Source organism: Pseudomonas sp. HMSC08G10, from assembly GCF_001808425.1.
Lineage (GTDB): Bacteria > Pseudomonadota > Gammaproteobacteria > Pseudomonadales > Pseudomonadaceae > Aquipseudomonas > Aquipseudomonas guariconensis.
On sequence record NZ_KV793301.1, the window covers coordinates 1 to 23,629 of the forward strand.

Below are 23,629 nucleotides of genomic sequence, written 5' to 3' on the forward strand. Positions count from 1 at the left end.
GTCGCCAAATCAAACGGATAAGCCCACAAACCACCAAACCACAAAACCATCAGGAAACCGCCGAAACCCGCTCAACCCCACGCGCAGCGTACTTCTGAGCCAACACCGCACACACCATCAACTGAATCTGATGAAACAACATCAACGGCAAGATCATCGCCCCAATCCCACCGCCCACGAACAAGACCTGAGCCATCGGCACCCCCGTAGCCAGGCTCTTCTTCGACCCGGCAAACAAAATGGTGATCCGATCTTCCACACTGAAACCCAACACACGCCCAAGCAGCCGGGTCCCGAACAACACCGCTGCAAGCAAGATCCCGCAGACGACGAACAGCCCCGCCAAATGCTGCGCCGACACCGTATGCCAAAGCCCGGTGACCACCGCATCACTGAATGCCGTATAGACCACCAACAAGATCGAACCTTGGTCGACGATCTTCAGCCACCGTGCATTGCGCTTGACCCATTCCCCGATCCAGCGACGTGCAACCTGCCCTGCCACGAACGGGACCAGCAGTTGCAGCGTGATCTTCAACACTGCGTCCAACCCCGACCCGGTGTCGCCCTCGGCACCGAGCAGCAGCATCACCAGCAACGGTGTGAGGAAGATCCCCAGTAGGCTCGATGCCGCTGCGCTGCAGATCGCTGCCGGAATGTTGCCGCGCGCCAGGGAGGTGAAGGCAATCGCCGACTGCACTGTCGCCGGCAAGGCGCACAGATAAAGCACGCCCAGATACAGCTCGTTGCCCACCAACGGCACGAACAACGGCTTGAAGGCCATGCCCAGCAACGGAAACATCACGAACGTGCAGGCGAACACCAGCAGGTGCAACCGCCAATGGCTGGCGCCAGCGATGATCGCTTCACGCGACAGCTTGGCGCCGTGCAGGAAGAACAGCAGGCCAATCGCCAAATTGGTCAACCAGCCAAAGAACACCGCGCCATCGCCTGAACACGGCAAGAAGGTGGCGATCAGCACGACCCCAAGCAAGGCTAAGGTGAAGTTATCAAGGATTTTTCTGACGTACTTCATGGTTTATTCCGAGTTGTATTTATGCAGGAGCAAACGATAAGGTCTCGCCTTCCCTACCGCTAACGCCGGAACCCCCACTAGTGTCGCTGAACGGACATCCCGAGGCCTGCCTCGACCAGCTCGAATGCCTACCACGACCGGTCTATGGCCAGGCCGAAAGCCTCCCCAACATTGCCTTGGGCTATCGTCACCGGCATCCATGGGGGCAACTCTCCCACGCCCGCAACGGCATCCTGCGCGTGCACACGCCCGAAGGACTGTATCTGGTGCCCCCCCAACGGGCCGTCTGGATCGCCGCACAGGTTCCCCACCGTGTGGTCTGTGAGCCCAACACCTGTATCCGTAGCCTGTATATCGAACCTGCCACCCTGCCCTGGCCGGCCATGGCCTGCCGGGTGGTGGTAGTGGAACCGCTGCTGGGCGAACTGATCCAGGCGTTCTCGCAATTGCCCGTGCACTATGACGAGTCAGGCGCCGATGGGCGTCTGGTGCAGGTGCTGCTCGACCGTCTGGCCAGTGCCCGGGAAGAACAGATGCTCCTGCCGCTCCCTCGCGATCGTCACTTGCGTCAGATCTGCCGCCGCCTGCAAGCCTCCCCCGACGATACCCGCAGCCTGGCCGACTGGGCGCTGCGTCTTGGCATCTCTGAAAAGACCCTCAGCCGGCGCTTTTTACGCGAGACTGGCCTGACCTTCCGCCTATGGCGTCAACGGGTGCGCCTGCTAAGTGCCTTGCCAGCGCTGGAGCGCGCAGAACGCGTCACCGACGTGGCCTTGGCTTGTGGCTATGCCTCGCTTTCAGCATTCATCGCTGCCTTTGGCGAGCATTTCGGCCAATCGCCAGGCGAGTTCCTGCGACGCCACACACCTTCCTGAATCTGAAAAGGATCTTTTGCATGAAGCCACTGCCCTACGTGCGCTTTGCACTCGCTTTGAGCCTCGCCACCGTGACCGGGCACAGCCTGGCCGACGCGCTGCACACACAGGTCGATGACGTTATTGAGCCCTTGATGCGTGAACACGACATCGCAGGCATGGCCGTGGCCGTGATCGCCGATGGCAAGGAGCACTACTTCACGTACGGCGTGGCCAACAAGGCCAAGGCCCAACCCGTGAAACGCGACACTTTGTTCGAGGTCGGCTCGCTCAGCAAGACCTACACCGCCACCCTCGTTGCGCTTGCCAGCGCCCAGGGTACGCTGGCGCTGGATGCCCCCGCCAAACGCTACCATCCGGCCCTTGAAGGCACGTCCCTGGGTGAGGCCAGTGTGCTGGAACTGGGTGCCTATAGCGCCGATTGCCTACCGCTGCAATTCCCCGACAACGTTCAGACCGAAGCGCAGGTGCAGGCTTTCTATCAGCACTGGAAACCGCGTGTTGCACGGGCCACTCAGCGCTGTTACTCCAACCCCAGCCTAGGCCTGTTTGGTGATCTGGCGGCGCGTGCGCAGAAACAATCGTTCGCCAACATCATGACCGAACAACTCTTGCCTGCACTAGGCCTGACCGATACCTACCTTGCCGTACCTAGCACTGCACAACAGCGTTATGCCCAGGGCTACAACGCCAGCAACCAGCCGGTGCGGGTCAATCCAGGACCATTGGCGGACGAAGCTTATGGAATCAAGACCACCGTGAGCGATGCCGCACGCTATGTGCGCCTGCAGTTGAACGCCGACTCGCTGGCGCCATCGCTGCAAAAGGCGATCGCCCTCACCCAGGCGGGCTACTTCAAGGTCGGCCCGATGACCCAGGGCCTTGGATGGGAGCGCTACCGGTATCCAGTCGCCTTGGAAACCTTGCTTAAAGGCAACAGCTCTGAGGTAGCCCTCAGCCCCCAACCTACCGTCCGTTTGCAACCGACCCTGCCCACCGAACCAGCCGCTTGGTACAACAAGACCGGTGCCACCGGAGGTTTCGGTGCGTACTACGCCTTCATCCCGGCCAAGGGACTGGGGATCGTCCTGCTCGCCAACCGCAACTACCCAAATGAAGCCAGGGTACGCGCGGCCTACCAGATCCTTTCCGCCTTGGAGCACTGAGACACGAAGCAGCCACTTCAGCCCCAGAACAAGCTCGAGGCGCTGCGCGTGATCGATTGTCGGACAACATGTAGTGCCAAAAAATATTCACTACAAACCTGTTGACGTCGTTCATCAGCCTTGGGCATGATGAGGCCGTCTCCCTGATCGGGAGCGGTGGCAAGGGTGTTCCAGACGGCCTGCGCGGTAACGCAGGCCGTCCGTGGAGAGGGAAACTGTCCAAAAGGCAGCGTGAGAAGGCCCCTGTTGCAATGCTGCTGTAGCAGCCGTGTTAGTGCGCTACACATCGTGGCGCCGAGTGAAAAATCACTGACTGATGGGTAATGGGGGCTTTATGATGAATTTGAACAACAATCCTACGATCGACCAATTGGCCCAGCTGTTCGCCGCGCGCAAGGACAGCCTCGATGACCACCTGCTGTGGGTCAGCCAGACTGGCGAGGTACGCCTCGACCGTCTACCACCCAACACGGTCGAAGATGAATTCGAATCGCACATGCCCAGCATGCGCGCCCGCTTCAAGGTCTACCGCCGTGGCCAGGGCTACGTCGGCAAGAAGGCCGCCGCCGACACCGAGTTCGTCGGTCGCGTCCTGCAGACCCTGCAACAAGAATGGCCTACCGCCCGTGAGCGGCAGGCAGTCAAGGTGATAGACCCACTGAACTGAGTCGTACCACCCTTCTTTGAGCCCGGCCCTGCAAGGCCGGGCTTTTTCATGCCTGTTACACTGTTCGCTCCTGTTTGTTGGAGCCTGCAATGAATACCCCTGCCTATGGCACCGGCGACGCGTCCTATTTGGCCGCTGGTGGCATCGATGGCCTGCGCCGTTTGGTCGATGACTTTTACCGACTGATGGACCAGCGTCCTGACGCATCCAGCGTGCGACGCATGCACCCTGACACCCTTGAAGGCTCACGGGACAAACTGGCCTGCTTTCTGAGCGGTTGGCTCGGTGGACCACGCCTGTACAGCGAGCGCTATGGCTCGATCGCCATTCCCTCATTCCACGCGCAATGGCCAATCGACGAAGAGCACGCCAACGTCTGGCTGAGCTGCATGGAACAAGCCATTGCCTTGCAGCCTTGGGCCAAGGATTTTGCAGAGTACCTGTTGCGCCAGCTGCGTGTACCGGCCGAGCGTATCGTCCAGGCCAGCCGCAACCGCCGCGCTCAGGCCTGAAGTCGCCGAGCCCTGGCCGCGGGCAACGGCACGGCGCCGGTGGCCAAGGCCCGAGCGCGCTCCACGCCCCAGACCAGGGCGCGGGTCATGGTCTCACCGGGGCGCGCGGGATAGTACTCCTCCAACAGGGCTTTGCCGTTTCCAGCATACAGCCCGAGAAACAATTGCGTGGCACCCAACCGCGACAACCGCACCTGGATATCGAGCACGGTGCCATCACTCAGGACTTCGTCATGGCAGCGGCTGTGCAACTGGGCATCGGCCCATTCCCAGTAAGTCTGTTCCCTGACACGCATGCATTCACCTCCTTGTGCTGAAAATCGGCGCAAGAAAAGCACAGCCGTGAGCGCCCGGCGAGTGCGACCCACCGATGCCATGAGCAAGATCAACAAACAGGATGAAAAGCTGCCAGCGATCGTGATGCAGTTCTCCGATCGGTCAGGCAAGCGTCGGCGCAGGAGCCAAAGTGCCCTCGCCTGACCGCTGTATTGCTGGCCAGGCGAGAACGCTGAGCGGGGTTACTTCCGGGTCCGGAACCGGGGCGTGAAACGGCCCTTTTTGACGCGCTGCAAATGTGCAGGCTTAAGTTGTTCCGATTCATCCAGGGTCATGTTGGCGAACCCCAGGCGCAAGAACGCCTGGCCACACCACACTTGGCTGTTGATCGGGAACGCATCGTTCATGTCTTCGGAAAAGGATTCGCTCATGCCCTGCTCCCTCCAATGATGGCTGCGCCAGCAAGCACTCTGCTTGCTCAGAAGCGGCGGCCCGTTGAAATGGAGACTAGTCGGTCATTTGCAGACCTTCCGGACAATCCGGCATCACCCGACCAGTGGCAAAGTGCCCTACTTCAGGCGGACTGCCGTACCGGTTGCGAATACCACGACCATGCCGCCTTGGACTGACGGCATGCTGATCTCGAAATCCACACCCAGCACCGCATCGGCTTGCAATTGACGTGCCCGCGCCTTCAGCTCCTCGGTGGCCTGCTCACGCGCCTCGCGCAGGGCGCTTTCCAGAGTCTGGGAACGGCCGCCGAAGAAATCACGAAAGCGCGCAAAGAAATCGCGCACGAAGTTGATGCCTTGCACCGATTCGGCGCTGACCACACCCAGGTATTCGGCGACGGGGCGGCCTTCGAGCTGGCTGGTGGTGCTGATGATCATGAAACGGCTCCTTGGCCACAGTTGAAAACGCGCGAATCTTAACAGACCTTTCCATACGATCTGACCTGGCCAGCTGCCGCACGGGCGTTGCAATTAGTGTCCGGCTGTCCCAAGCTCTGCCTTCCCGCCGCCACGGACCGCCCGATGCCCAACCGCCGTCGTTACCTGATTGCCCTGCTCTTGCTGGTCCTGGTATCGGGTGTCATCGGCTACCTGAGGCGTGACCCGCAACCCACTGCCCCTGCCATCCCTGCCCACAGCTATGCCAAGGCCTTGCGCCAAGCTCATGATGGCGAGCCGGGTGCAGCGCGGGTGCTCTACCAGCAACTGCAGCGCAACGACCTGGCGCCGATCCGCCGGGCAGCCCTGCACGCCGAGCTGCCCAACTACCCCTCCCCCCAGGCACTGAAACTCGCTCGCCAGGACCTGGAGCACGACGACCCGATGGTTCGCCGCGCCGCCATTACCAGCATTCGCCGGCTGTTACCCGCAGCTCAACGTAGTCTGGTTCTGGGCCCGTTGCTGGAGGACGAGGACCAAGGCGTGCGTTTTGCTGCGGTGGATGCCTTGCTGGGTCTCGATCCCGATGCCATCGGTTTGTACTTCGGCCCCTTGCAGGACACCTTGGAGCAGTACCAGCAGGCACTGGAGGCCCACCCCGACGACGCCGCCGCGCAAGTGCACCTGGCGCGTCTGTATCTGCATGAAGATGCCTACGACCAGGCCGCCGCCGCCCTGCAACGCAGCCTCAAGATCGCCCCCGACAACCTCGACGCACTGGCCACGCAGGTTCGACTGCTCGAACGCCAGGGCCAGCACGACGCCTCTCGTCAAGTGCTCGCCAAAGCGTTGGCCCTGCGCCCGGACTCAGCGTTCCTGCAGCATCAGCTGGGCCTTTGGCTGACCCGCCACGATCAGGAAGAGTACGCCCTGCTCGCCTTCTCACGCGCCGTCGAGCTTGAGCCGGACAACCTCGACTACCGCTACATCCTGGCCGTCACTTTGCATGACCTGGAGCAGGTCGAGGCTGCGCAGAAACAGCTAGAGACCGTGCTGAGCCGGGAACCTGCGAATCGGCGTGCGCGGGTGCTGTTGATTCAGTACTGGAAGGAAACCGGGCAACTGCAGAACGTACAGGTGCTGCTGGCCGAACTCGAGCGGCAGAATCCGGACGATCCGTTGCTCCAGCAAGGCTTGTAGAACGCCGCTCATCGGCGGCGGAACCCCTGCTGTCTGTTCGTGGTCCAGTGGGTATCGGTGACCAGAGTCAGGAGAATCCCTTGGCCGCTGCGGTGCTCGTAGACGAACGGGCCCTCATCCTGGGGCCCGCGCAGATCGCTGCGCAGATGTCTCGCCTGCTGACAGGCGCAGGCTTCGTGTGCCTGTGCACCGACAATGTCACGCGCCTGGGCGAATGGCTGGCCGAAGGTGTAGGCCTACTGATCGCCGCCAACAGCACGCTGCCGACAGACCCGCAATCGCCCCTGCAAGTGTTCATCGACCAACAACCGGAGTGGTCGGACCTGCCTGTTCTGCTGCTGCTCGATACCCCCCCTTCAGGTACCGACCCTCCCACCTCACGACTGGGCCATCTGCTGCAATTGCCATCACCTGTCGACGATAGCCAGCTCCTTCAGATGAGCCAAGTGGCCCTGCATGCACGGCGCCGGCAGTACCGTGCCCGTGACCGCCTGTACGAACTGCAACAGCGCCTCGATGACCAACGGCAACGGCCTCAGGATGAGGATCGGGCATGGCGCCAGACCCGGAAGATGGACGCCGTAGGCCAACTGGCTGGCGGCATCGCTCATGACTTCAACAACTTGCTCACCAGCATCGGCGGCAGCTTCGAACTGATCGAAAAGCGCTTGCTCCAAGGACGTACCGAGCAGTTGGAAGGCGTATTGCGCATGGGACGCGAAGCCGTGGCACGCGCCGCTCGCCTCACCCATCAGTTGCTGGCGTTCTCTTCTCGGCAGTCCTTGCAACGAAAAATCATCGATCTGCGCAGCCTGCTCCAGCGAGAATCACTGCAAGCCAAGCTCAGCGTATCCGTGACGTTGCAGCTGATCCTGCCAACGAATCTTTGGTTGGTGGAGGCAGACGAGATGCAATTGCGTGAAGTACTGGACAACCTGGTACTAAACGCCTGCGAAGCCATGCCAAGCGGTGGTCAGCTCGACATCGAAGCCAGTAATCAGCATATCGACGATGCCTGTTTCAGCGGTGGTGGACTGTCCGATGGCGACTATCTGCGCCTGAGCATCCGTGACACCGGCCATGGCATGTCGCAAGGCACCCTTGAACGTGCCTTCGAGCCGTTCTTCAGCACCAAACCGATCGGTCAGGGTATCGGCCTGGGCCTGTCGATGGTCTACGGTTTCAGCAAACAGTCTCACGGCCATGTGGTGCTGCACAGCCAGATTGGACAAGGTACGCAGGTCGACCTCTACCTACCACGCTATCGCGGCCAGGCTAAGCCCAAGACAGATACGCACCCCATGAAAGCCGTCGACGGCAATCGTGATGTGCTGATCGTCGAGGACGATCCTCATGTACGAAACCTGGTTTTCCAGGCGCTGCGCGAAGAGGGTTTCCCCTGTCAGGCCGCCTGCAATGCCGATGAAGCCCTGCAACTGCTGAACTCGCCAAGACAGTTTGCTTTGCTGATCAGTGATGTAGGGCTACCAGGAATGAACGGTCGTCAGCTCGCGCAGATCGCCCGTAAACGGCGGCCTGGCCTGCAGGTGCTGTTCATCACCGGCTATGCCGAGACCGCCATGGCTCGCGACGACTTTCTCGATCCCGGCATGCAGCTGATCTGCAAACCGTTCGAACTGAGCCAGTTGCAGGCGCGGGTCATGCAGATGCTCGGCGAGGCCTGATCAACGACCGATGTCTTCATTCCACAGCGCTGGGTGGTTTTCGATGAAGTCGCGCATCATCTGCTCGCACGAGGCATCCTGCAGCACTTCTACGCGTACTCCCCGGCTTTGCAGCAATTGCTCTTCACCCATGAACGTGCGGTTCTCTCCCACCACCACATGGCCGATGCCATAGAGCAAGATGGCGCCACTGCACATCGGGCAAGGCGACAGTGTCGTGTACAGCGTAGCCTCGCGGTAGACCTGCGCGTTTTGGCGACCGGCCCGTTCCAGGGCATCCATCTCGCCGTGCAGGATGGCACTGCCGCATTGCACCCGGCGGTTATGCCCACGCCCGATGATCCGCCCCTCATGAACCAGCACCGAGCCAATGGGGATGCCCCCTTCGGCAAGTCCTTGGCGCGCCTCATCGATGGCCGCCTGCATGAATGTGTCCATACTGCCTCCTGTCATGCCGCCATGCTCGACGGTCTGCCGAGCAGGCTAGCACACGCACCGGGCCGTGGCTTTCCCGCCATGGGCGTCTATGCTCATTAGGTTTTCCTCTGCCCCGGGCAGATCCGGGCCCTTTCCTGGCGCTGGGAGTGTGGTCATGAGCAAGAAAATCCTGGTTGTGCTGACCAATACGGCGAAGTATCCAACGCTTCGGCGCGCCACAGGTCTGTGGCTGGGCGAAGCGGTGCACTTTGTCGACGAGGTCCAGAAGGCCGGCTATGGCGTCGACTACGTCAGCCCCGCCGGGGGCTATGTACCGATCGATCCCCACAGCCTGCAAATGGCGCCCGAGCTCGATTGGCAGTGGTATGACGACAAAGCCTTCATGAATCGCCTGGGCAGCACCCTTTCTCCCGGCCAAGTCAAGGCCGACAGTTATTGCGCGATCTACTACGCCGGCGGCCATGGTGTGGTCTGGGACCTTCCTGACAACGCGCCACTGCAGGAACTGGCCCGACGCATCTATGAGGCCGGAGGGGTGGTGGCTGCGGTGTGCCATGGCGTGGTCGGCTTGCTCAACATCAAGCTCAGTGACAACAGCTTGTTGGTTAGGGGGCGACAGGTCACTGGGTTCTCCAACACCGAGGAGAAACTCGCCGAGCTGGACAAGGTCGTTCCGTTCCTGACGGAAAACGAACTGGTCGCCCGTGGCGGCAAATACAGCAAGCATGAGGACCCGTGGGCTGCCTTCGTCGTCAGCGACGACCGGCTGATCACCGGGCAGAATCCGGCCTCGAGCCTGCAGGTAGCGCAACAGGTGCTGGAGCGACTGAAAAAGCCGGCATGACTCCGACAACGTCTTTTGCCATGTACCGCTGCGCAAACGGATCGCAGCTACAGTCCACCGGCAACCTGCCCCGTTAATCTTTCCGGCTTCTGTCCATTCAGGACAGTCTGGTCGGAGGGTTACATTTCGATGTCGAGGTTCACTCACGCAGGTCGCAGCCTGCTCGAGATACTGCTGGTCCTGACGATCGGACTGGTCCCGATGGTGTCAGGCCTGCTGGTGATGGTGTACCAGCTGGAAAGAAAACTCGAAGAAAACACCCAGGTGTCCGTTCAGGAAGCTATCTTCACCGTCGACAGAGTGTTGGACCATCTGCAAACGGCCGCCTCCACTGCACTGCCGCTGGCTGGACAGCCCTGTGCGAAGGTTCTGGGGAAACTCGAACGACTGGTCGCTGGCGACCCGCGCATTCGGTCACTGGTCCTGACCCAGGACGGCCAGGCCTACTGCAGCACGATCGAAACCACTTCGTCCTACAGCCCTGCCTTTACCACTCCCAGCGCCCATGTGCAGCTCAACTTCAACTCGCCGGTCACACCCAATGATGTGGTCGTCGAACTGCGTCTGACCTATGCCAACCCAGGAGTGATTGCCACCGCCTACGGCCTGGAGCTTCGCAACGAACTACGCGGGTTCCAGGATGGCCTGGTGCTGCTGCTCGAATTTGGGGAGACATACCTGTGGAGCGCAGGCGATAGCCGTGAAGCCCAACGCCCTTCGCAAGCGGAGTTCTTTCGCAGTGCGATGTCGAGCAAGCATGGGTACACGGTCAAGGGAGGTTATCCGCGGGGCCATACCAGCCAGGAGATTCGTCAATCGATGTTGCAGATACTCCCTTCACTCGCCCTGATAGGGCTGCTGACGGGGGCAATGATGTATTGGGGAATTTTCAGGAATCGTGCCAGTGGCAGGCACGCTGCGTCATCCCGGGGATGACCCAGCGTGCCCTGGGACTTACTCGACGTTCAGGACGCCGCGGCGAACCTGGTCACGCTCGATGGACTCGAACAGCGCCTTGAAGTTGCCTTCACCGAAGCCGTCGTCACCCTTGCGCTGGATGAACTCGAAGAAGACTGGGCCGAGCAGGGTCTCGGAGAAGATCTGCAGCAACAGACGCTTGTCGCCCGCCTCAGAAGAGCCGTCGAGCAGGATGCCGCGGGCCTGCAGCTCGTCGACTGGCTCGCCATGACCTGGCAGGCGCTCTTCGAGCATTTCGTAGTAGGTCTGTGGAGGCGCGGTCATGAAGCGCATGCCATAACCTTTGAGGGCATCCCAGGTCTTGATCAGGTCATCGGTGAAGAAGGCCACGTGTTGGATGCCCTCACCGTTGTACTGCATCAGGAACTCTTCGATCTGCCCCGAGCCCTTGGACGATTCTTCGTTCAGCGGAATACGGATCATGCCATCGGGCGCCGTCATGGCACGCGAGGTCAGGCCGGTGTATTCACCTTTGATGTCGAAGTAGCGGATCTCGCGGAAGTTGAACAGTTTCTCGTAGAAACCGGCCCAGTAGGCCATACGACCGCGATAGACATTATGGGTCAGGTGGTCGATGAGCTTGAGGCCCGCGCCTTTCGGATTGCGGTCAACGCCCTCGATGAACTTGAAGTCGATGTCGTAGATCGAGCTGCCTTCTTCGAAGCGGTCGATCAGGTACAACGGCGCTCCGCCAATACCTTTGATCGCTGGCAGACGCAGCTCCATCGGACCGGTTTCGATTTCGACCGGCTGGGCCCCCAGCTCCAGGGCTCGGGCGTAGGCTTCGTGGGCATTGCGAACACGAAACGCCATGCCACAGACCGATGGGCCGTGCTCGGCGGCAAAGTACGAGGCGATGCTCTTGGGTTCGTTGTTCAGGATCAGGTTGATGCCGCCCTGGCGATACAGGTGCACGTCTTTGGAACGGTGGGTAGCCACCTTGGTGAAACCGAGCATCTGGAAGACCGGCTCCAAGACGCCCGGGGTGGGCGAAGCGAATTCGATGAACTCAAAGCCCATCAGACCCATCGGGTTGTCGAAGATATCAGCCATGTTGGTGTCCTCATCTATAAGCGAAAAACAGTGAAATCAGGTGCTTTGGATGTCGGACAGGCGTGGTGGCGAGCAGGGTATGCCGCGCACGCTGCGGGCAAGGAAGTCACCAATGATGAGTTTGAACCCTTGATATGTCATATGGACCCATTCTCGGCGGGCTTGATCCTCCGGAACGCGGAGAACCTTATTCTTGTATTCGTAAACGGATTCTACAGTGCGTAAAATCATTTGTCGCGCTTTAGTTCACCGCTTCGGCCGACAAACGGCTATCCTCTGCCCATTGTTTTTCATCAGATTAGATCAGCATGCCTTTCAAGGTTAAACGCTCCGCCCGTCGGGGCTGGCGAATCCTGCTTCCCTGGGCCGTCGGCGCGCTGCCGCTGCTGTGTGGCCTGGCAATCATGCACTGGCAGTCCCAACGCGAGTTACAAAACACCAGCCAGGCCACGACCCGACAAGTGGTAGAACAGGTCGAACATATCCTCGACAACATTTCCAACGCCGCCAAAGAGCTATTGCCGCTGGTCGGCCGCCCCTGCGACGAAATCGACCTGGCTCTGCGCAGCCAAGTCACCCGGAACGCCTTCGTGCGCTCCACCAACCTGTTCCACAAGAACACCCTCTATTGTTCCTCGCTGTTCGGCAACTTCGACGAGCCGGTAGATGCGCAAGACTATACCGACGGTCGCCTCTGGCTGATGAGCGGCAACTCGGTTACGCCCAACCACCCCTTGCTGGCCTATCGCGCCAGCAACGCGGGCAGCGGTGCGATCGCCACCGTCGACGGCGACCACCTGACCAGCGCACTGCAGTGGGTCAGTTCTGGAGAAGAACTGCAGCTTCAGGTCGGCGACCACTGGATGGGCAAGGACGGTGTGGTACACAAAGGCACGCCCCCAACAGCGGCCATCGCACCCTCGGTACAGGCATCGATCCGCTACCCGTTCAGCGTTCATGGCGGCTATGGAACGGGGAAGAAAGTCCAGTTCGTCTCCGAACACTATCCGGCCCTGCTCAGCCTGTTGTTATTGCTCGGCGTCCTCGCCGGCATCGTCTGCCACTGGCAGATCCGGCGTGCCTCGTCGCCCCGAGCCGAACTTAGCCGGGCCCTGGAGGCCGATGAATTCCTCCCATACTTCCAACCCGTGGTGCGCAAGGACGACTACCGCTGGGCTGGGGTCGAAGTCCTGATGCGTTGGGACCACCCACGCGAAGGCCTGGTGCGTCCCGACCTTTTTATTCCCTATGCCGAACACAGCGGCCTGATCGTCCCCATGACCCGCGCTTTGATGCTGCGTACCGCCCAGGCCCTGGCGCCGTATGCCGCGCTGCTGGAGGATGGCTTTCACATAGGCATCAACATTACCGCCGATCATTGCCGCGACTTGGAGTTGCTGGATGATTGCCGCACCTTCCTCCAGCACTTCCCGCCGGGGCGCGTGGTGCTGACCTTGGAGCTGACCGAGCGCAAGCTGATCGAAGCCACCCCCATTACCCTGGAGTTGTTCGAGAAACTTCATGACATGGGAGTGATGATCGCTCTGGACGACTTCGGCACGGGCCAGTCGAGCCTCAACTACCTGCGCCAGTTCAAGGTCGACTACCTGAAGATCGACCAGAGTTTCGTGGCCATGATCGGCGGCGATGCGTTGTCCCAGCACATTCTCGACACCATCATCGAACTCTCAGGCAAGCTGGGCCTGGGCATCGTGGCCGAAGGAGTCGAGACCGAGGTTCAACGCGATTACCTGGCCCGGCACCAGGTAGGCTTCCAGCAAGGCTACCTGTTCGGCCGACCGATGCCTGTGGACGACTTCCTCCAAGCCCTGGCCGCCCGCCCGGGGAGCTCGCGGTTGCCGCACAGCATACGGCCTGAGATCATGCCCAACTGATCCACACGCTCATATCCATTAACAGAGGCATTCGTGTCAAAAGGCATCGTTTCATCCGTCATGGCGTCCTGTCTGTTCGCCGTGATGTATTTCTATACCTCCCTGATGGCTCCACTGGATGGCGAGGAGATCTTCGGCTGGCGCACGCTGCTCACGCTCCCCTGCCTCACCCTGTTCATGCTGGCCACCAAGGACTGGAAATTGGTCGGTGGCTTGCTCGCTCGGGTCAAACAGACGCCGACATTGCTACTGGGGATGATCGGCACGTCCTGGCTGATGGGCGTGCAGCTATGGCTGTTCCTCTGGGCGCCTTTGCATGGGCGCAGCTTGGAGGTTTCCATGGGCTACTTTCTGTTGCCGCTGGCCATGGTCCTGACTGGACGACTGGTCTATGGCGAGCGCCTTTCGCGTCTGCAAAAAGTTGCGGTAGCGTGCGCCGTCCTGGGCGTGGGGCATGAGCTGTACCAGAACGGCAGCTTTGCCTGGGAAACCCTGGTGGTGACCATTGGCTACCCAATCTACTTCGTCCTGCGTCGGCGCTGCCGCACCGACCACTTGGGCGGTTTGTGGTGCGACATGTTCCTGTTGCTGCCGTGGGCGCTGTACTTCGTGATGCAGCGCCCACTCACGCCGGCCGACCTGGCCGAACATCCGGGCCTCTATGGCTTGATCCCGTTGCTCGGCGCGATCAGCGCCTCAGCCCTGATCGCCTACGTGCTGGCCAGCCGCTTGCTGCCATTTAGTCTGTTCGGGCTGCTCAGCTACGTGGAGCCGGTGCTGTTGGTCGGCGTAGCCCTGCTGCTGGGCGAGACCATCGGCCCTGACCAGTGGCTGACCTACCTGCCGATCTGGGCCGCAGTGCTGGTGCTGGTGCTTGAAGGCTTCAAGCACCTGCTACGCCAGCGTCGTCGCTCGGTGTAAGGCGAACCTGGCGCACCCTGCGCTCCTCTACTGCCATCACCGTCAGCGTCCAGCCATCGCAGGCCAGACGATCACCGACCACCGGCAGACGATCCAGCAAGCTCATGACCAGACCCGCGAGGGTCTGGTAATCCTCAGTAGCGCGGGCGCTGAAACCGGTACGCGCCTGTACTTGGCTCAGGTTCAACGCACCGCTGACCACAAACGCCCCGCCCTCTTCGACGATGCCTGGCCCAGTCACTTCACTGGCGTCAGGCAGTTCTCCCGCGATCGACTCAAGGATGTCGGTCATGGTCAGCAAGCCTGTGAAGTCACCGAACTCATTGACCACGAAGGCGATATGCGTCGAATGTGCGCGCATCTGCTCCAAGGCATTGAGGATGCTGAAGCTCTCCAGCAGGTTAAGCGGCGCACGTGCCAGGCGCTCCAGGTCAGGTTGCCCACCGGACAGCAATTCCTTGAGCAGTTCTTTCTTGTGCACGAAGCCCAACGGCTCTTCGATCCGCCCATCGCGGATCAGCGGCAGACGTGAATAGGGCGAGTGGGCCAGCGCTTGGGCGATGGCATCGGCAGGCAGGGCCAGGTCGATGGCATCCACCTTGACGCGCACGGTCATCACGGTGCGGATCGGCCGCTCGGCCAGATTCAGCACGCCACTGATCATCACCCGCTCGCGACGGTCGAAGACCACCTGTTCACCACCGCCTTCGACCAGATCGGCGATCTCATCGCCCACTTCGTCCGCCTCCACCCGGCGCCCGCCCATCAGCCGTAGGACGGCATGGGCAGTTCGTTCGCGCAGCGGTCGATGCTGTTGCAAGCTGCGCTTGCGACGCGCACGCGCCAATTGGTTGAACAGCTCGATCAGCAACGAGAAGCCGATGGCCGCGTACAGGTAGCCTTTCGGAATGTGGAAGCCCAGGCCCTCGGCTGTCAGACTGAAGCCGATCATCATCAAGAAGCCCAGGCACAGCATGATCACTGTGGGGTGGGCATTGACGAAGCGGGTCAGGGGCTTGCTGGCGACGATCATGATGCCGATGGAGAAGATCACTGCGATCATCATCACCGACAAATGCTCGACCATACCCACTGCGGTAATCACCGCGTCGAGGGAGAACACCGCATCCAACACCACGATCTGCGCCACGATGGGCCAGAACGCCGCATGCCGGGTAGCGCCGTTGGTCTGCACCACATGCCCTTCCAAACGCTCATGCAACTCCATGGTGGCCTTGAACAACAGGAACACACCACCGAACAGCATGATCAGGTCGCGACCCGAGAAACTCTTGCCCAGCACCTCGAACAATGGCGCGGTCAAGGTGACCATCCAGGAAATACTGGCCAACAGCCCCAGACGCATGATCAAGGCCAGGCTCAGGCCAATGACCCGCGCACGGTCGCGCTGATGCGGCGGCAGCTTGTCGGCCAGGATGGCGATAAACACCAGGTTGTCGATGCCCAGCACCAGTTCGAGCACGATAAGCGTGGCAAGGCCCAGCCAGGCCGTAGGATCGGCTAGCCATTCCATTGCGAAGTACTCATGCGGGAGGCGTCACAGGGACGTGGGAAGGAAGGCCGATATGGCCAGAGACTGGGGGGCTCCGAGAAGGTGCTCATGGTGACCTTGATGGCTAATTGGGATGTTGATCCTACAGTCACCGCGGCTTTTTCTGACAGGGTGAAACTATTACAAAAGCTGTAGGGAACTTTTCTTCAATACCCTGTCTGCCCCCTTCGGCCACGATGGTGCGTCCCACCATTCAAGGAATATTTCTCATGAGCCTGTCCCTGTCCATGGCTGCTTTCGCTCTGGCGGCGTCCATTTCACCCGGCCCGGTCAACATCGTTGCCCTAGGCAGTGGCGCTCGCCATGGCCTGCGCGCAAGCCTTGGCCATGCCGCCGGAGCGACCCTGGGCTTTTGCCTGTTGCTGGTGCTGGTTGGCCTGGGCCTGCATGAACTGCTGCTGCGCTGGCCGTTGCTGGGCCGCTTGCTGCATGGCGGCGGGGTACTTTTCTTGCTGTACATGGCCTGGAAGCTGGCCTGTGACAATGGCCAGTTGACTACCGAGCATCAGGACGACGCGCCTTCAGCCTGGCATGGCGCGGCCATGCAGTGGCTCAATCCCAAGGCCTGGCTGGCCGCTGTGGCAGGCATCGGAGCCTATACAGGGGGGGAGCAGCATTTGTTATGGCTGTTTGCCTGGATCTATGGGCCGATCTGCTTCGTCTCGATTGCTAGTTGGGCCTGGGCCGGCAGTGTGATTCGTCAGTACCTGGGCACCCCTGGGCATATGCGCATGTTCAACCGAGCACTGGCAGCTTTGTTGCTGGCCAGCGCGTTGTACCTGGCCTTGGGCTGACCCTAGCGGCCCGACCGATAATGCCCAGGGGTCGCCGCCAAGTGCTGCTTGAATGCCCGTTGCAGATGCGCCTGGTCGGCAAAGCCTGCCTCCACCGCGACTTCGGCGATCGCCCGACCCTGGCGTAATTGGGCCCGGGCGTGCTGCACGCGTTGGTCGAGCAGGTAGCCATGGGGTGTCAGGCCGAAACGCTGACCAAAGGCGCGGATCAGGTAAGCCCGCGACAGGCCGACGGCAGCGCAGATATCTTCGATCGTCAAAGGGTCGAGCCGAGGAGCGCGAATGAACGCAGCAGCAGCTTCCAGCCGGGGATTGGCCTGTATCGGCGGTGTCGGCTCGTCGTCGAGGTCGCCCGGCAACGTCCTGAAAAACGCGGCCAGGCAGGCTTGACGGTCTGCGCACTGGTCATCGAACAGTGTGGCAAAGACCCCAAGCAGTCGGCCGTACAGCACCGGTGAGGTGCTGTACGTCGCCAACGGCAGTTCAAAGCCCTGGGCCTGTAGCCACGGCAGGTCGACGAACAGCATCAGATAGGACCAAGGCTCGTCCTTGATGGGGTTGCAGGTATGGACCACGCCGGGGTTCATCAGCACCGTGGTGCCTGCACTTACCTCCCGTCGTATGGTGCCCGTCACGTAGGTGCTGCGCCCGCCGGTGATCACACCAATCGAAAAGCTCTCGTGGGAATGGGGCGCATAGCACACCTGGCGGCCATCCCCCACTCGCCGGGCTTCAACGAAGGGTAAAGCCGGATCCCGCCAGAACCGCGATACCTCGATCATCGCTGCGCCCTCATTGCGCCTGGAAAAACGTCAAAACATGATGTGATACGGCGTATAGGCCCACTCTGATGCACGCTGAACAGCGCCGCTTTGCGGCTCGAGCAGTTGCAGGCGCAGCCATTGGTCGATGAACAGATTCGCCGCATGGGCTCCTTTTGCATTCTGCCCGAATACGATGCCCACCGAGTAGGGATACAGATTGTTTTCCAAGTACGCCGTTTTGGCGGCCTTGGATTTGTAGGCCAAGGCGAAATCATCGCAATCGAACACCTCTGGCTTGTACTTAAAATACTTGAGGCCTGACTCAACCCAGATGCCGCGCGCTTGTTGAGCGGATATGGCCTCGTAGTACGAATCCACGGACGTCTGATACGTCAAAGTCGTATTGGGCCAGGTCGCTTTGATCAACTCTCTCACCCTGACAAGCGGAATCGACAGTTTGTGCAAAGAGAACCGAAGCTGGTCATCGTCGGAGACGTCGCTTTCAGGCACCAGCTTCACCCACCCCCACTTACCAGCAGGCGCCTGCACGGCCATACGCGTGCTGCCGATTTCACAGCTCAGCGTGAAAGCAAACATTTGTCGATGGTTGACGATTGTGGTCCCACTTCGCTTGATCCTGAAGTGCAGGCGCGGATAGTCCGTCCAAACCTTGAACCCCGCGAATACATAGTCTCCAGCGGTCGAGTTGCCATCGGCGAAGAAGGACCAGCCGACCATCTTCTTTTCCGCGGACATCGACAGGTTTTGACTGGTCGGGTCCAGATGCACCACCAACGGCACCAGTTCAGCGCCATATCGTTCCGGCTCACCCAGATACACCCACCCCCAATCATCGGACTTTGCATGAACGCACAGGACACGCCCATGTTGATCACGCAGCACCATGCGATCGGTGGCCTTGATCTGCTTGAGGCCCAGCGCACGGGTCAGCTCTGCCGTGAAACCCGGGGCGGTGGTGTCAGGTTCCGGTGGCGGCTCGACGGGTTCAGGGCGCGGCAGTATCTGACCAACAAGTGGGCTGTTGGCATCATCGGGTTGACCGGGGACAAGTTTGTGAATGGGCATGGGTAATTGCTCGTCGACTTGAAATGAATCGACAACATGCGCGAGACCTGAGCCAGCCATCAGCGGGTAAACATTCCAGAGACCACTGACAAGGCGCACTCATCAGGCAAAAAAAGGGCGGTTTTCACCGCCCTCTTCCCACACTCTGCAAACCTTACGGCATGACCGGTGGCACATAGTGCAAAGTCGTACCCAGGGCCCACAGCAACACCAGCACCAACGGCACGTGCACCAGCAATTGCACGAACGAAAAGCCGATCAGGTCCCGCGCCTTGAGCCCCAGCACGCCCAGCAGAGGCAGCATGTAGAACGGGTTGATCAGGTTGGGCAAGGCCTCGGCGGCGTTGTAGATCTGCACCGCCCAGCCTAGGTGGTACTGCAGGTCATTGGCCACCAGCATCACGTAGGGCGCCTCGATGATCCATTTGCCGCCGCCGGACGGGATGAAGAAGCCAAGCACTGCCGAGTACACCCCCATGAGCACGGCATAGGTGTCGTGGGAGGCGATCTGCACGAAGAACGTGGAGATGTGGTGGGCCAGGGTCTGTTCATCCACGCCCTTGACCTGAGTGAGGATCGCGGCGATCGAGCCGTACAACGGAAACTGGATCAACACCCCGGTGGTGGTCGGCACCGCGCGGGTCACAGCATCGAGGAAACTGCGTGGACGCCAGTGGAGCAAGGCGCCGAGCATGATGAACAGGAAGTTGTAGGTATTCAGGCCGGAGATGGCGGTGATCGCAGGTTTGGTGGCGAATTCCTGGTACAGCCAACCGCCAGCCAGGGCAACCAGCAGCAGGGTCAGTATTGGGCTGTACTCCAGCCACTCGCCCGGACGGGTGCGTTGGGCCACCGGTGCCGCGCTAAAGCTTGGGTCGACGCCGCATTGCTCGGCGGTGCGGGCACTGTTCGGCCCCGGCGCAGTGGCATAGGCGATGACCAGCGAAACGATCACCAAGGCCGCCAGCATGACGCCGGATTGCCAGAGGAAAATGGTCTCGGTGAATGGAATCACCCCCGTAATGGCGAGGATCGACGGCGGCAGACTGGCCGGGTTGGCCTGCAACTGTGCAGCCGACGACGAAAGCCCCAGCGCCCAGACCGCACCCAGGCCCAGATAGGCGGCAGCGCCTGCGGCGCGGTAATCCATCTTCAGGTCCTGGCGCCGGGCCAGGGCACGAACCAGCAAACCGCCGAATACCAACGACAGCCCCCAGTTGAGCAAGGATGCGAGCATCGAGATCAGCGCCACCCAGCACACCGCCGAGCGACCGTTCTTCGGCAGCCTGGCCAGACGGTCGATCAGCCGCGCAGCGGGCGGCGAACTGGCCACCACATAACCACCAATGACCACGAAAGCCATTTGCATGGTGAATGGGATCAGGCTCCAGAAGCCATCGCCGAACGCCTTGGCGGTATCGGTAGGCTTGGCGCCCATGACCATCGCGCCCAGGCACACCAGCACCACGGCCAGGGCGGCGAATACCCAGGAATCGGGGAACCAGCGTTCGGCCCAATTGGAGCAATGCAGGGCAAAACGGGCGGAGCGGCTGTCTTGGATTTCAGCGGCCACGGGATTTTCCTTTTATTTGTTTTTTTGATTTTCAAGCACTGAAGCAGCACAAAGCCCTGTGGGAACAGACTCACCCGCGAAGACGTCCGTTCAGGCGACGGTGTCGCCTCGACTGACGCTTTCGCGGGCAAACCCGCTCCCACAGGGCCGATGTTTCTTAGAAGGTCATTTCCTTCACGTCATCCGGCACGATCAGCTTGCCGGCGGTCTTCTCGATGATTTCCTCCACGCTGACACCCGGGGCGGTCTCGCGCAGGATGAATGCGCCGTCTTCGATTTCCAGGTAGGCCAGGTCGGTGAGCACCTTGCGGATGCAACCGGCGCCGGTCAGCGGCAGGCTACAGCGCGGCAGCAGCTTGGATTCTCCATCCTTGGAGGCATGGGTCATGGTGACGATGATGTTCTCGGCACCAGCTACCAAGTCCATGGCGCCGCCCATGCCCTTGACCAGCTTGCCAGGAATCATCCAGGAGGCGATGTTGCCCTCCACGTCCACTTCGAAGGCTCCCAGCACGGTGAGGTCGACGTGGCCGCCACGGATCATGGCGAAGGATTGCGCGGAATCGAAGATCGATGCACCGCGGCGGGCGGTGACGGTCTGCTTGCCGGCGTTGATCATGTCGGCGTCGATCGTACCTTCGGTGGGGAACTCGCCCATGCCGAGCAGGCCGTTTTCCGATTGCAGCATCACGTCCATGTCGGCGGGCACGTAGTTGGCCACCAGGGTGGGGATGCCGATACCGAGGTTGACGTAGTAACCGTCCTTCAGTTCACGGGCGACGCGTTGCGCCATCTGTTCGCGAGTCAGTGCCATGGTCAGGATCTCTTTGTTGTTCTGTGGACGGCGCGTTAGGCCTTGACGGTGCGCTTCTCGATGCGCTTTTCGAAGGTGCCGACGATGACCCGGTCGACATAGATGCCGGGGGTATGGATCTCGCTGGGCAGCAACACGCCCGGTTCGACGATCTCCTCGACCTCGACCACGGTGATCTTGCCGGCGGTGGCGGCCAGCGGGTTGAAGTTCTGCGCGGTGTTGCGGTACACCACATTGCCGTAGTGGTCGGCCTTCCAACCTTTGACGATGGCGAAATCGCCGGTGATGGATTCTTCGAGGATGTACTTGCGCCCCTTGAACTCACGCACTTCCTTGCCTTCGGCGACGGGAGTGCCGTAGCCGGTGGCCGTGTAGAACGCCGGGATGCCGGCGCCGCCTGCGCGCATCTTTTCGGCCAGGGTGCCTTGAGGGGTCAGCTCGACTTCCAGCTCACCGCTGAGCAGTTGGCGTTCGAACTCGGCGTTTTCGCCGACATAGGATGCGATCATCTTGCGGATCTGGCGGTCTTCCAAGAGGACGCCCAGGCCGAAGCCGTCGACGCCGCAGTTGTTGGAGACCACGGTCAGGCCCTTGACGCCGCGGCGCTTGATTTCGGCGATGAGGTTTTCGGGGATGCCGCACAAGCCGAAGCCGCCGGCCAGTACCGTCATGTTGTCGGTCAGGCCTGCGAGGGCCTCTTCATAGGTTGCTACGCGCTTGTCCAGTCCGGCCATGCTCAGTCGCCTTTTGTAGTTGTTGGAACCGTGGAGGCATCTTCACCGCTGCCGACTGATTTGTTAATTTTGTTTTCATCATCGATTGATAATTTTTTCAAAACAAAATTAGGTTCGTCATGAACGTCAAGCAGTTACGCGCCTTCATCACCGTGGCCAAGTACCAGAGCTTCGCCCAGGCCGGTGAACACCTGCATGTTTCCCAGCCGGCCTTGAGCCTGACCATCAAGGCCCTGGAGGACAACCTCGGCGGTGCGCTGCTAACCCGCACCACCCGCAGCGTCAGCCTCACCCCCGAAGGTGAGGTGCTATTGCCCTTGGCCCGGCGCCTGCTGGCCGACTGGGACGACACCGAGGAAATGCTACGCCAGCGCTTCACCCTGCAATTGGGGCGGGTCTCGGTGGCAGCCATGCCCGCCTTTGCCGGCAACCTGCTGCCGCGCTCGCTGAAGGTGTTCCGTCAGCGCTACCCCAAGGTCAACGTCACGGTGCATGACGTGATCAATGAACAGGTGCTGGAGCTGGTGCGCCATCGCCGCGTCGAGCTGGGTATCGGTTTCGAGCCGGAAAATCTCGACGGTTTGCGTTTTCATCCCCTTTATCTGGACCGCTTCGTGGCGGTGGTACCCGCCGACTCGCCACTGGCAAGCCAACCTCAGGTCACCTGGCAGGATCTGCTGGCCCAGGATTTCATTGCCTTGCAGCGTCCTTCGGCGGTGCGTCTGCTGATGGAGCAGAATGTAGCGGCCAGCCACGGCAAACTGACTGCGGCGTTCGAGAGCCATCAACTGTCGACCGTAGGTCGCATGGTCGCCAACGGCCTGGGCGTGAGCGCCGTGCCGGCGCTGTGCATCAATCAGATGCAGGAGCTGGGCGCGCGCTGCGTGGCCCTCGTCGAGCCTCGCGTGGAGCGACGCATCGGCGTCATTGCCCTGGCCGACCACAAGCTTTCCACCGCAGCGCAAGCGCTGCTCGACGTCGTGCTTTCCCACACTGATCCACAGGAGGTGACATGCGTTTCGTGAATCTGGCAGACGCCAGCGTCCCGGCCATTGGCCAAGGCACTTGGTACATGGGCGAGGACCCACGACACAAGGCCGCCGAGGTGGCCGCCCTGCAACAGGGCATCGAACTGGGCCTGACACTGATCGACACGGCGGAGATGTACGCCGAAGGCGGCGCCGAGCAGGTGGTCGGCCAAGCTATCGCCGGACGCCGAGAACAGGTGTTCCTGGTCAGCAAGGTCTACCCGCACAATGCCAGCCGCCGCGGCATTCCCGCTGCCTGCGAGCGGAGTCTGACGCGTATGGGCACCGACTGCATCGACCTGTACCTGTTGCACTGGCGCGGCCAGTATCCGCTGGAGGAAACCGTCGAAGCCTTCGAGCGCCTGCGCGAGCAGGGCAAGATCCGTCGCTGGGGGGTGTCCAACTTCGACCTGGACGACCTGCTCGAGCTGGACAACCCCGACTGTGCCACTAACCAAGTGCTGTATAACCCGGCTCAACGAGGCATCGAGTTCGATCTGCTGCCATGGAGCCAGACGCATCGATTGCCGACCATGGCCTACTGCCCGCTGGCCCAGGCCGGGCGTTTGCTGCAACACCCGGTACTGGCCGAGATCGCCGAGCGGCATGGGGCCACACCGGCCCAGGTGAGCCTGGCCTGGGTGACGCGCAACGAAGGCGTCATCGCCATTCCCAAAGCGGTGGACCCACTGCATGTACGGCTCAATGCGGCGGCGGGCGAACTGAGCCTGACCGACGAGGACCTGCAGGCAATCGACAAGGCGTTCCCGGCGCCGACGCGCAAGCAGCACCTGGCGATGGTCTGAGCGTTCTTCGGGGCTGCTTGG

25 protein-coding genes are annotated in these 23,629 nt (G+C 61.0%); 13 read left to right on the plus strand and 12 right to left on the minus strand.

Features of this window, described 5'->3' with window-relative positions; all coding sequences use genetic code 11:
- Nucleotides 1-49: 49 nt before the first annotated feature.
- Entirely contained in the window at nt 50-1,036 is a 987-nt protein-coding gene (locus HMPREF3173_RS08805) for a bile acid:sodium symporter family protein (protein ID WP_070572409.1), read from the minus strand.
- An 80-nt stretch (nt 1,037-1,116) separates the two neighbouring features.
- On the opposite strand from HMPREF3173_RS08805, the gene HMPREF3173_RS08810 reads away from it, so the two are divergent.
- The 4 genes from HMPREF3173_RS08810 (at nt 1,117) to HMPREF3173_RS08825 (ending at nt 4,256) form a co-directional block, all read left to right on the plus strand.
- A complete protein-coding gene (locus tag HMPREF3173_RS08810) occupies nt 1,117-1,911 on the plus strand; it encodes an AraC family transcriptional regulator (RefSeq protein ID WP_070572411.1) in 795 nt (264 codons plus the stop codon).
- A 20-nt stretch (nt 1,912-1,931) separates the two neighbouring features.
- Nucleotides 1,932-3,077 (plus strand): class C beta-lactamase, encoded by a 1,146-nt coding sequence (ampC, locus tag HMPREF3173_RS08815; RefSeq protein WP_070572414.1) that lies wholly within the window; start codon nt 1,932-1,934, stop codon nt 3,075-3,077.
- 334 nt (nt 3,078-3,411) lie between these two features.
- On the plus strand, nt 3,412-3,744 hold the full coding sequence (locus HMPREF3173_RS08820; RefSeq protein ID WP_070572416.1) for a hypothetical protein: 333 nt from the start codon (nt 3,412-3,414) through the stop codon (nt 3,742-3,744).
- 89 nt (nt 3,745-3,833) lie between these two features.
- Nucleotides 3,834-4,256, plus strand: a complete 423-nt coding sequence (locus HMPREF3173_RS08825) for a group II truncated hemoglobin (RefSeq protein WP_070572418.1) — start codon at nt 3,834-3,836, stop codon at nt 4,254-4,256.
- On the opposite strand, the gene HMPREF3173_RS08830 is transcribed toward HMPREF3173_RS08825, so the two are convergent.
- The 3 genes from HMPREF3173_RS08830 to HMPREF3173_RS08840 form a co-directional block, all read right to left on the minus strand.
- The gene (locus HMPREF3173_RS08830; RefSeq protein WP_043214979.1) at nt 4,247-4,552 is read right to left on the minus strand and encodes a hypothetical protein; all 306 of its coding nucleotides are present in this window, start codon (nt 4,550-4,552) and stop codon (nt 4,247-4,249) included. The genes HMPREF3173_RS08825 and HMPREF3173_RS08830 overlap by 10 nt on opposite strands.
- A gap of 222 nt (nt 4,553-4,774) precedes the next feature.
- The gene (locus tag HMPREF3173_RS08835; protein WP_043214981.1) at nt 4,775-4,963 is read right to left on the minus strand and encodes a hypothetical protein; all 189 of its coding nucleotides are present in this window, start codon (nt 4,961-4,963) and stop codon (nt 4,775-4,777) included.
- Between the two features lie 138 nt (nt 4,964-5,101).
- Complete coding sequence (locus HMPREF3173_RS08840) at nt 5,102-5,422, minus strand: YbjQ family protein (protein WP_070572421.1); 321 nt, start codon at nt 5,420-5,422, stop codon at nt 5,102-5,104.
- Nucleotides 5,423-5,566: 144 nt separating this feature from the next.
- On the opposite strand from HMPREF3173_RS08840, the gene HMPREF3173_RS08845 reads away from it, so the two are divergent.
- Nucleotides 5,567-6,622: a tetratricopeptide repeat protein gene (locus HMPREF3173_RS08845; protein WP_070572423.1), complete on the plus strand. Its 1,056-nt coding sequence runs from the start codon at nt 5,567-5,569 to the stop codon at nt 6,620-6,622.
- Nucleotides 6,623-6,702: 80 nt separating this feature from the next.
- On the plus strand, nt 6,703-8,307 hold the full coding sequence (locus HMPREF3173_RS08850) for an ATP-binding protein (RefSeq protein WP_070572425.1): 1,605 nt from the start codon (nt 6,703-6,705) through the stop codon (nt 8,305-8,307).
- Here the strand turns inward: HMPREF3173_RS08850 and HMPREF3173_RS08855 are convergent, their stop codons facing one another.
- Complete coding sequence (locus HMPREF3173_RS08855; RefSeq protein WP_043214990.1) at nt 8,308-8,745, minus strand: nucleoside deaminase; 438 nt, start codon at nt 8,743-8,745, stop codon at nt 8,308-8,310.
- Nucleotides 8,746-8,899: 154 nt separating this feature from the next.
- Between HMPREF3173_RS08855 and HMPREF3173_RS08860 the strand changes: the two genes are divergently transcribed.
- Together HMPREF3173_RS08860 and HMPREF3173_RS08865 are read left to right on the plus strand one after the other, a co-directional pair.
- Nucleotides 8,900-9,589 carry a type 1 glutamine amidotransferase domain-containing protein gene (locus tag HMPREF3173_RS08860; RefSeq protein ID WP_070572427.1) on the plus strand — a complete coding sequence of 230 codons (690 nt, stop codon included), beginning with the start codon at nt 8,900-8,902 and terminating at the stop codon, nt 9,587-9,589.
- A gap of 129 nt (nt 9,590-9,718) precedes the next feature.
- Entirely contained in the window at nt 9,719-10,525 is an 807-nt protein-coding gene (locus HMPREF3173_RS08865) for a CSS-motif domain-containing protein (protein ID WP_070572429.1), read from the plus strand.
- A gap of 18 nt (nt 10,526-10,543) precedes the next feature.
- Here the strand turns inward: HMPREF3173_RS08865 and hppD are convergent, their stop codons facing one another.
- A complete protein-coding gene (gene hppD / locus HMPREF3173_RS08870) occupies nt 10,544-11,620 on the minus strand; it encodes a 4-hydroxyphenylpyruvate dioxygenase (protein WP_043214998.1) in 1,077 nt (358 codons plus the stop codon).
- Between the two features lie 308 nt (nt 11,621-11,928).
- On the opposite strand from hppD, the gene HMPREF3173_RS08875 reads away from it, so the two are divergent.
- Both HMPREF3173_RS08875 and rarD read left to right on the plus strand, forming a co-directional pair.
- Nucleotides 11,929-13,515: an EAL domain-containing protein gene (locus HMPREF3173_RS08875; protein ID WP_070572431.1), complete on the plus strand. Its 1,587-nt coding sequence runs from the start codon at nt 11,929-11,931 to the stop codon at nt 13,513-13,515.
- A 33-nt stretch (nt 13,516-13,548) separates the two neighbouring features.
- On the plus strand, nt 13,549-14,436 hold the full coding sequence (rarD, locus tag HMPREF3173_RS08880) for an EamA family transporter RarD (RefSeq protein WP_043215003.1): 888 nt from the start codon (nt 13,549-13,551) through the stop codon (nt 14,434-14,436).
- On the opposite strand, the gene HMPREF3173_RS08885 is transcribed toward rarD, so the two are convergent.
- Nucleotides 14,399-15,970 (minus strand): TerC family protein, encoded by a 1,572-nt coding sequence (locus tag HMPREF3173_RS08885; protein WP_070572433.1) that lies wholly within the window; start codon nt 15,968-15,970, stop codon nt 14,399-14,401. The two genes, rarD and HMPREF3173_RS08885, sit on opposite strands and share 38 nt — an antisense overlap.
- 248 nt (nt 15,971-16,218) lie before the next feature.
- Between HMPREF3173_RS08885 and HMPREF3173_RS08890 the strand changes: the two genes are divergently transcribed.
- Nucleotides 16,219-16,803, plus strand: coding sequence for a LysE family translocator (locus tag HMPREF3173_RS08890; protein WP_070572435.1), 585 nt, complete (start codon nt 16,219-16,221; stop codon nt 16,801-16,803).
- Between the two features lie 2 nt (nt 16,804-16,805).
- Here the strand turns inward: HMPREF3173_RS08890 and HMPREF3173_RS08895 are convergent, their stop codons facing one another.
- From HMPREF3173_RS08895 to HMPREF3173_RS08915, 5 genes are all read right to left on the minus strand, one after another.
- On the minus strand, nt 16,806-17,585 hold the full coding sequence (locus HMPREF3173_RS08895) for a helix-turn-helix transcriptional regulator (RefSeq protein ID WP_070572437.1): 780 nt from the start codon (nt 17,583-17,585) through the stop codon (nt 16,806-16,808).
- A gap of 30 nt (nt 17,586-17,615) precedes the next feature.
- Nucleotides 17,616-18,653 carry a lectin MOA-related protein gene (locus HMPREF3173_RS08900; RefSeq protein WP_070572439.1) on the minus strand — a complete coding sequence of 346 codons (1,038 nt, stop codon included), beginning with the start codon at nt 18,651-18,653 and terminating at the stop codon, nt 17,616-17,618.
- 154 nt (nt 18,654-18,807) lie between these two features.
- Nucleotides 18,808-20,226 (minus strand): short-chain fatty acid transporter, encoded by a 1,419-nt coding sequence (locus tag HMPREF3173_RS08905; protein WP_070572441.1) that lies wholly within the window; start codon nt 20,224-20,226, stop codon nt 18,808-18,810.
- A gap of 157 nt (nt 20,227-20,383) precedes the next feature.
- Entirely contained in the window at nt 20,384-21,040 is a 657-nt protein-coding gene (locus tag HMPREF3173_RS08910) for a CoA transferase subunit B (RefSeq protein ID WP_070572443.1), read from the minus strand.
- A 35-nt stretch (nt 21,041-21,075) separates the two neighbouring features.
- Nucleotides 21,076-21,774, minus strand: a complete 699-nt coding sequence (locus tag HMPREF3173_RS08915) for a CoA transferase subunit A (protein ID WP_043215587.1) — start codon at nt 21,772-21,774, stop codon at nt 21,076-21,078.
- 119 nt (nt 21,775-21,893) lie between these two features.
- Between HMPREF3173_RS08915 and HMPREF3173_RS08920 the strand changes: the two genes are divergently transcribed.
- A complete protein-coding gene (locus tag HMPREF3173_RS08920; protein WP_043215586.1) occupies nt 21,894-22,799 on the plus strand; it encodes a LysR family transcriptional regulator in 906 nt (301 codons plus the stop codon).
- Nucleotides 22,787-23,608 carry an aldo/keto reductase gene (locus HMPREF3173_RS08925; protein WP_070572445.1) on the plus strand — a complete coding sequence of 274 codons (822 nt, stop codon included), beginning with the start codon at nt 22,787-22,789 and terminating at the stop codon, nt 23,606-23,608. The genes HMPREF3173_RS08920 and HMPREF3173_RS08925 overlap by 13 nt, the downstream gene beginning before the upstream one ends.
- Nucleotides 23,609-23,629 lie beyond the last annotated feature (21 nt).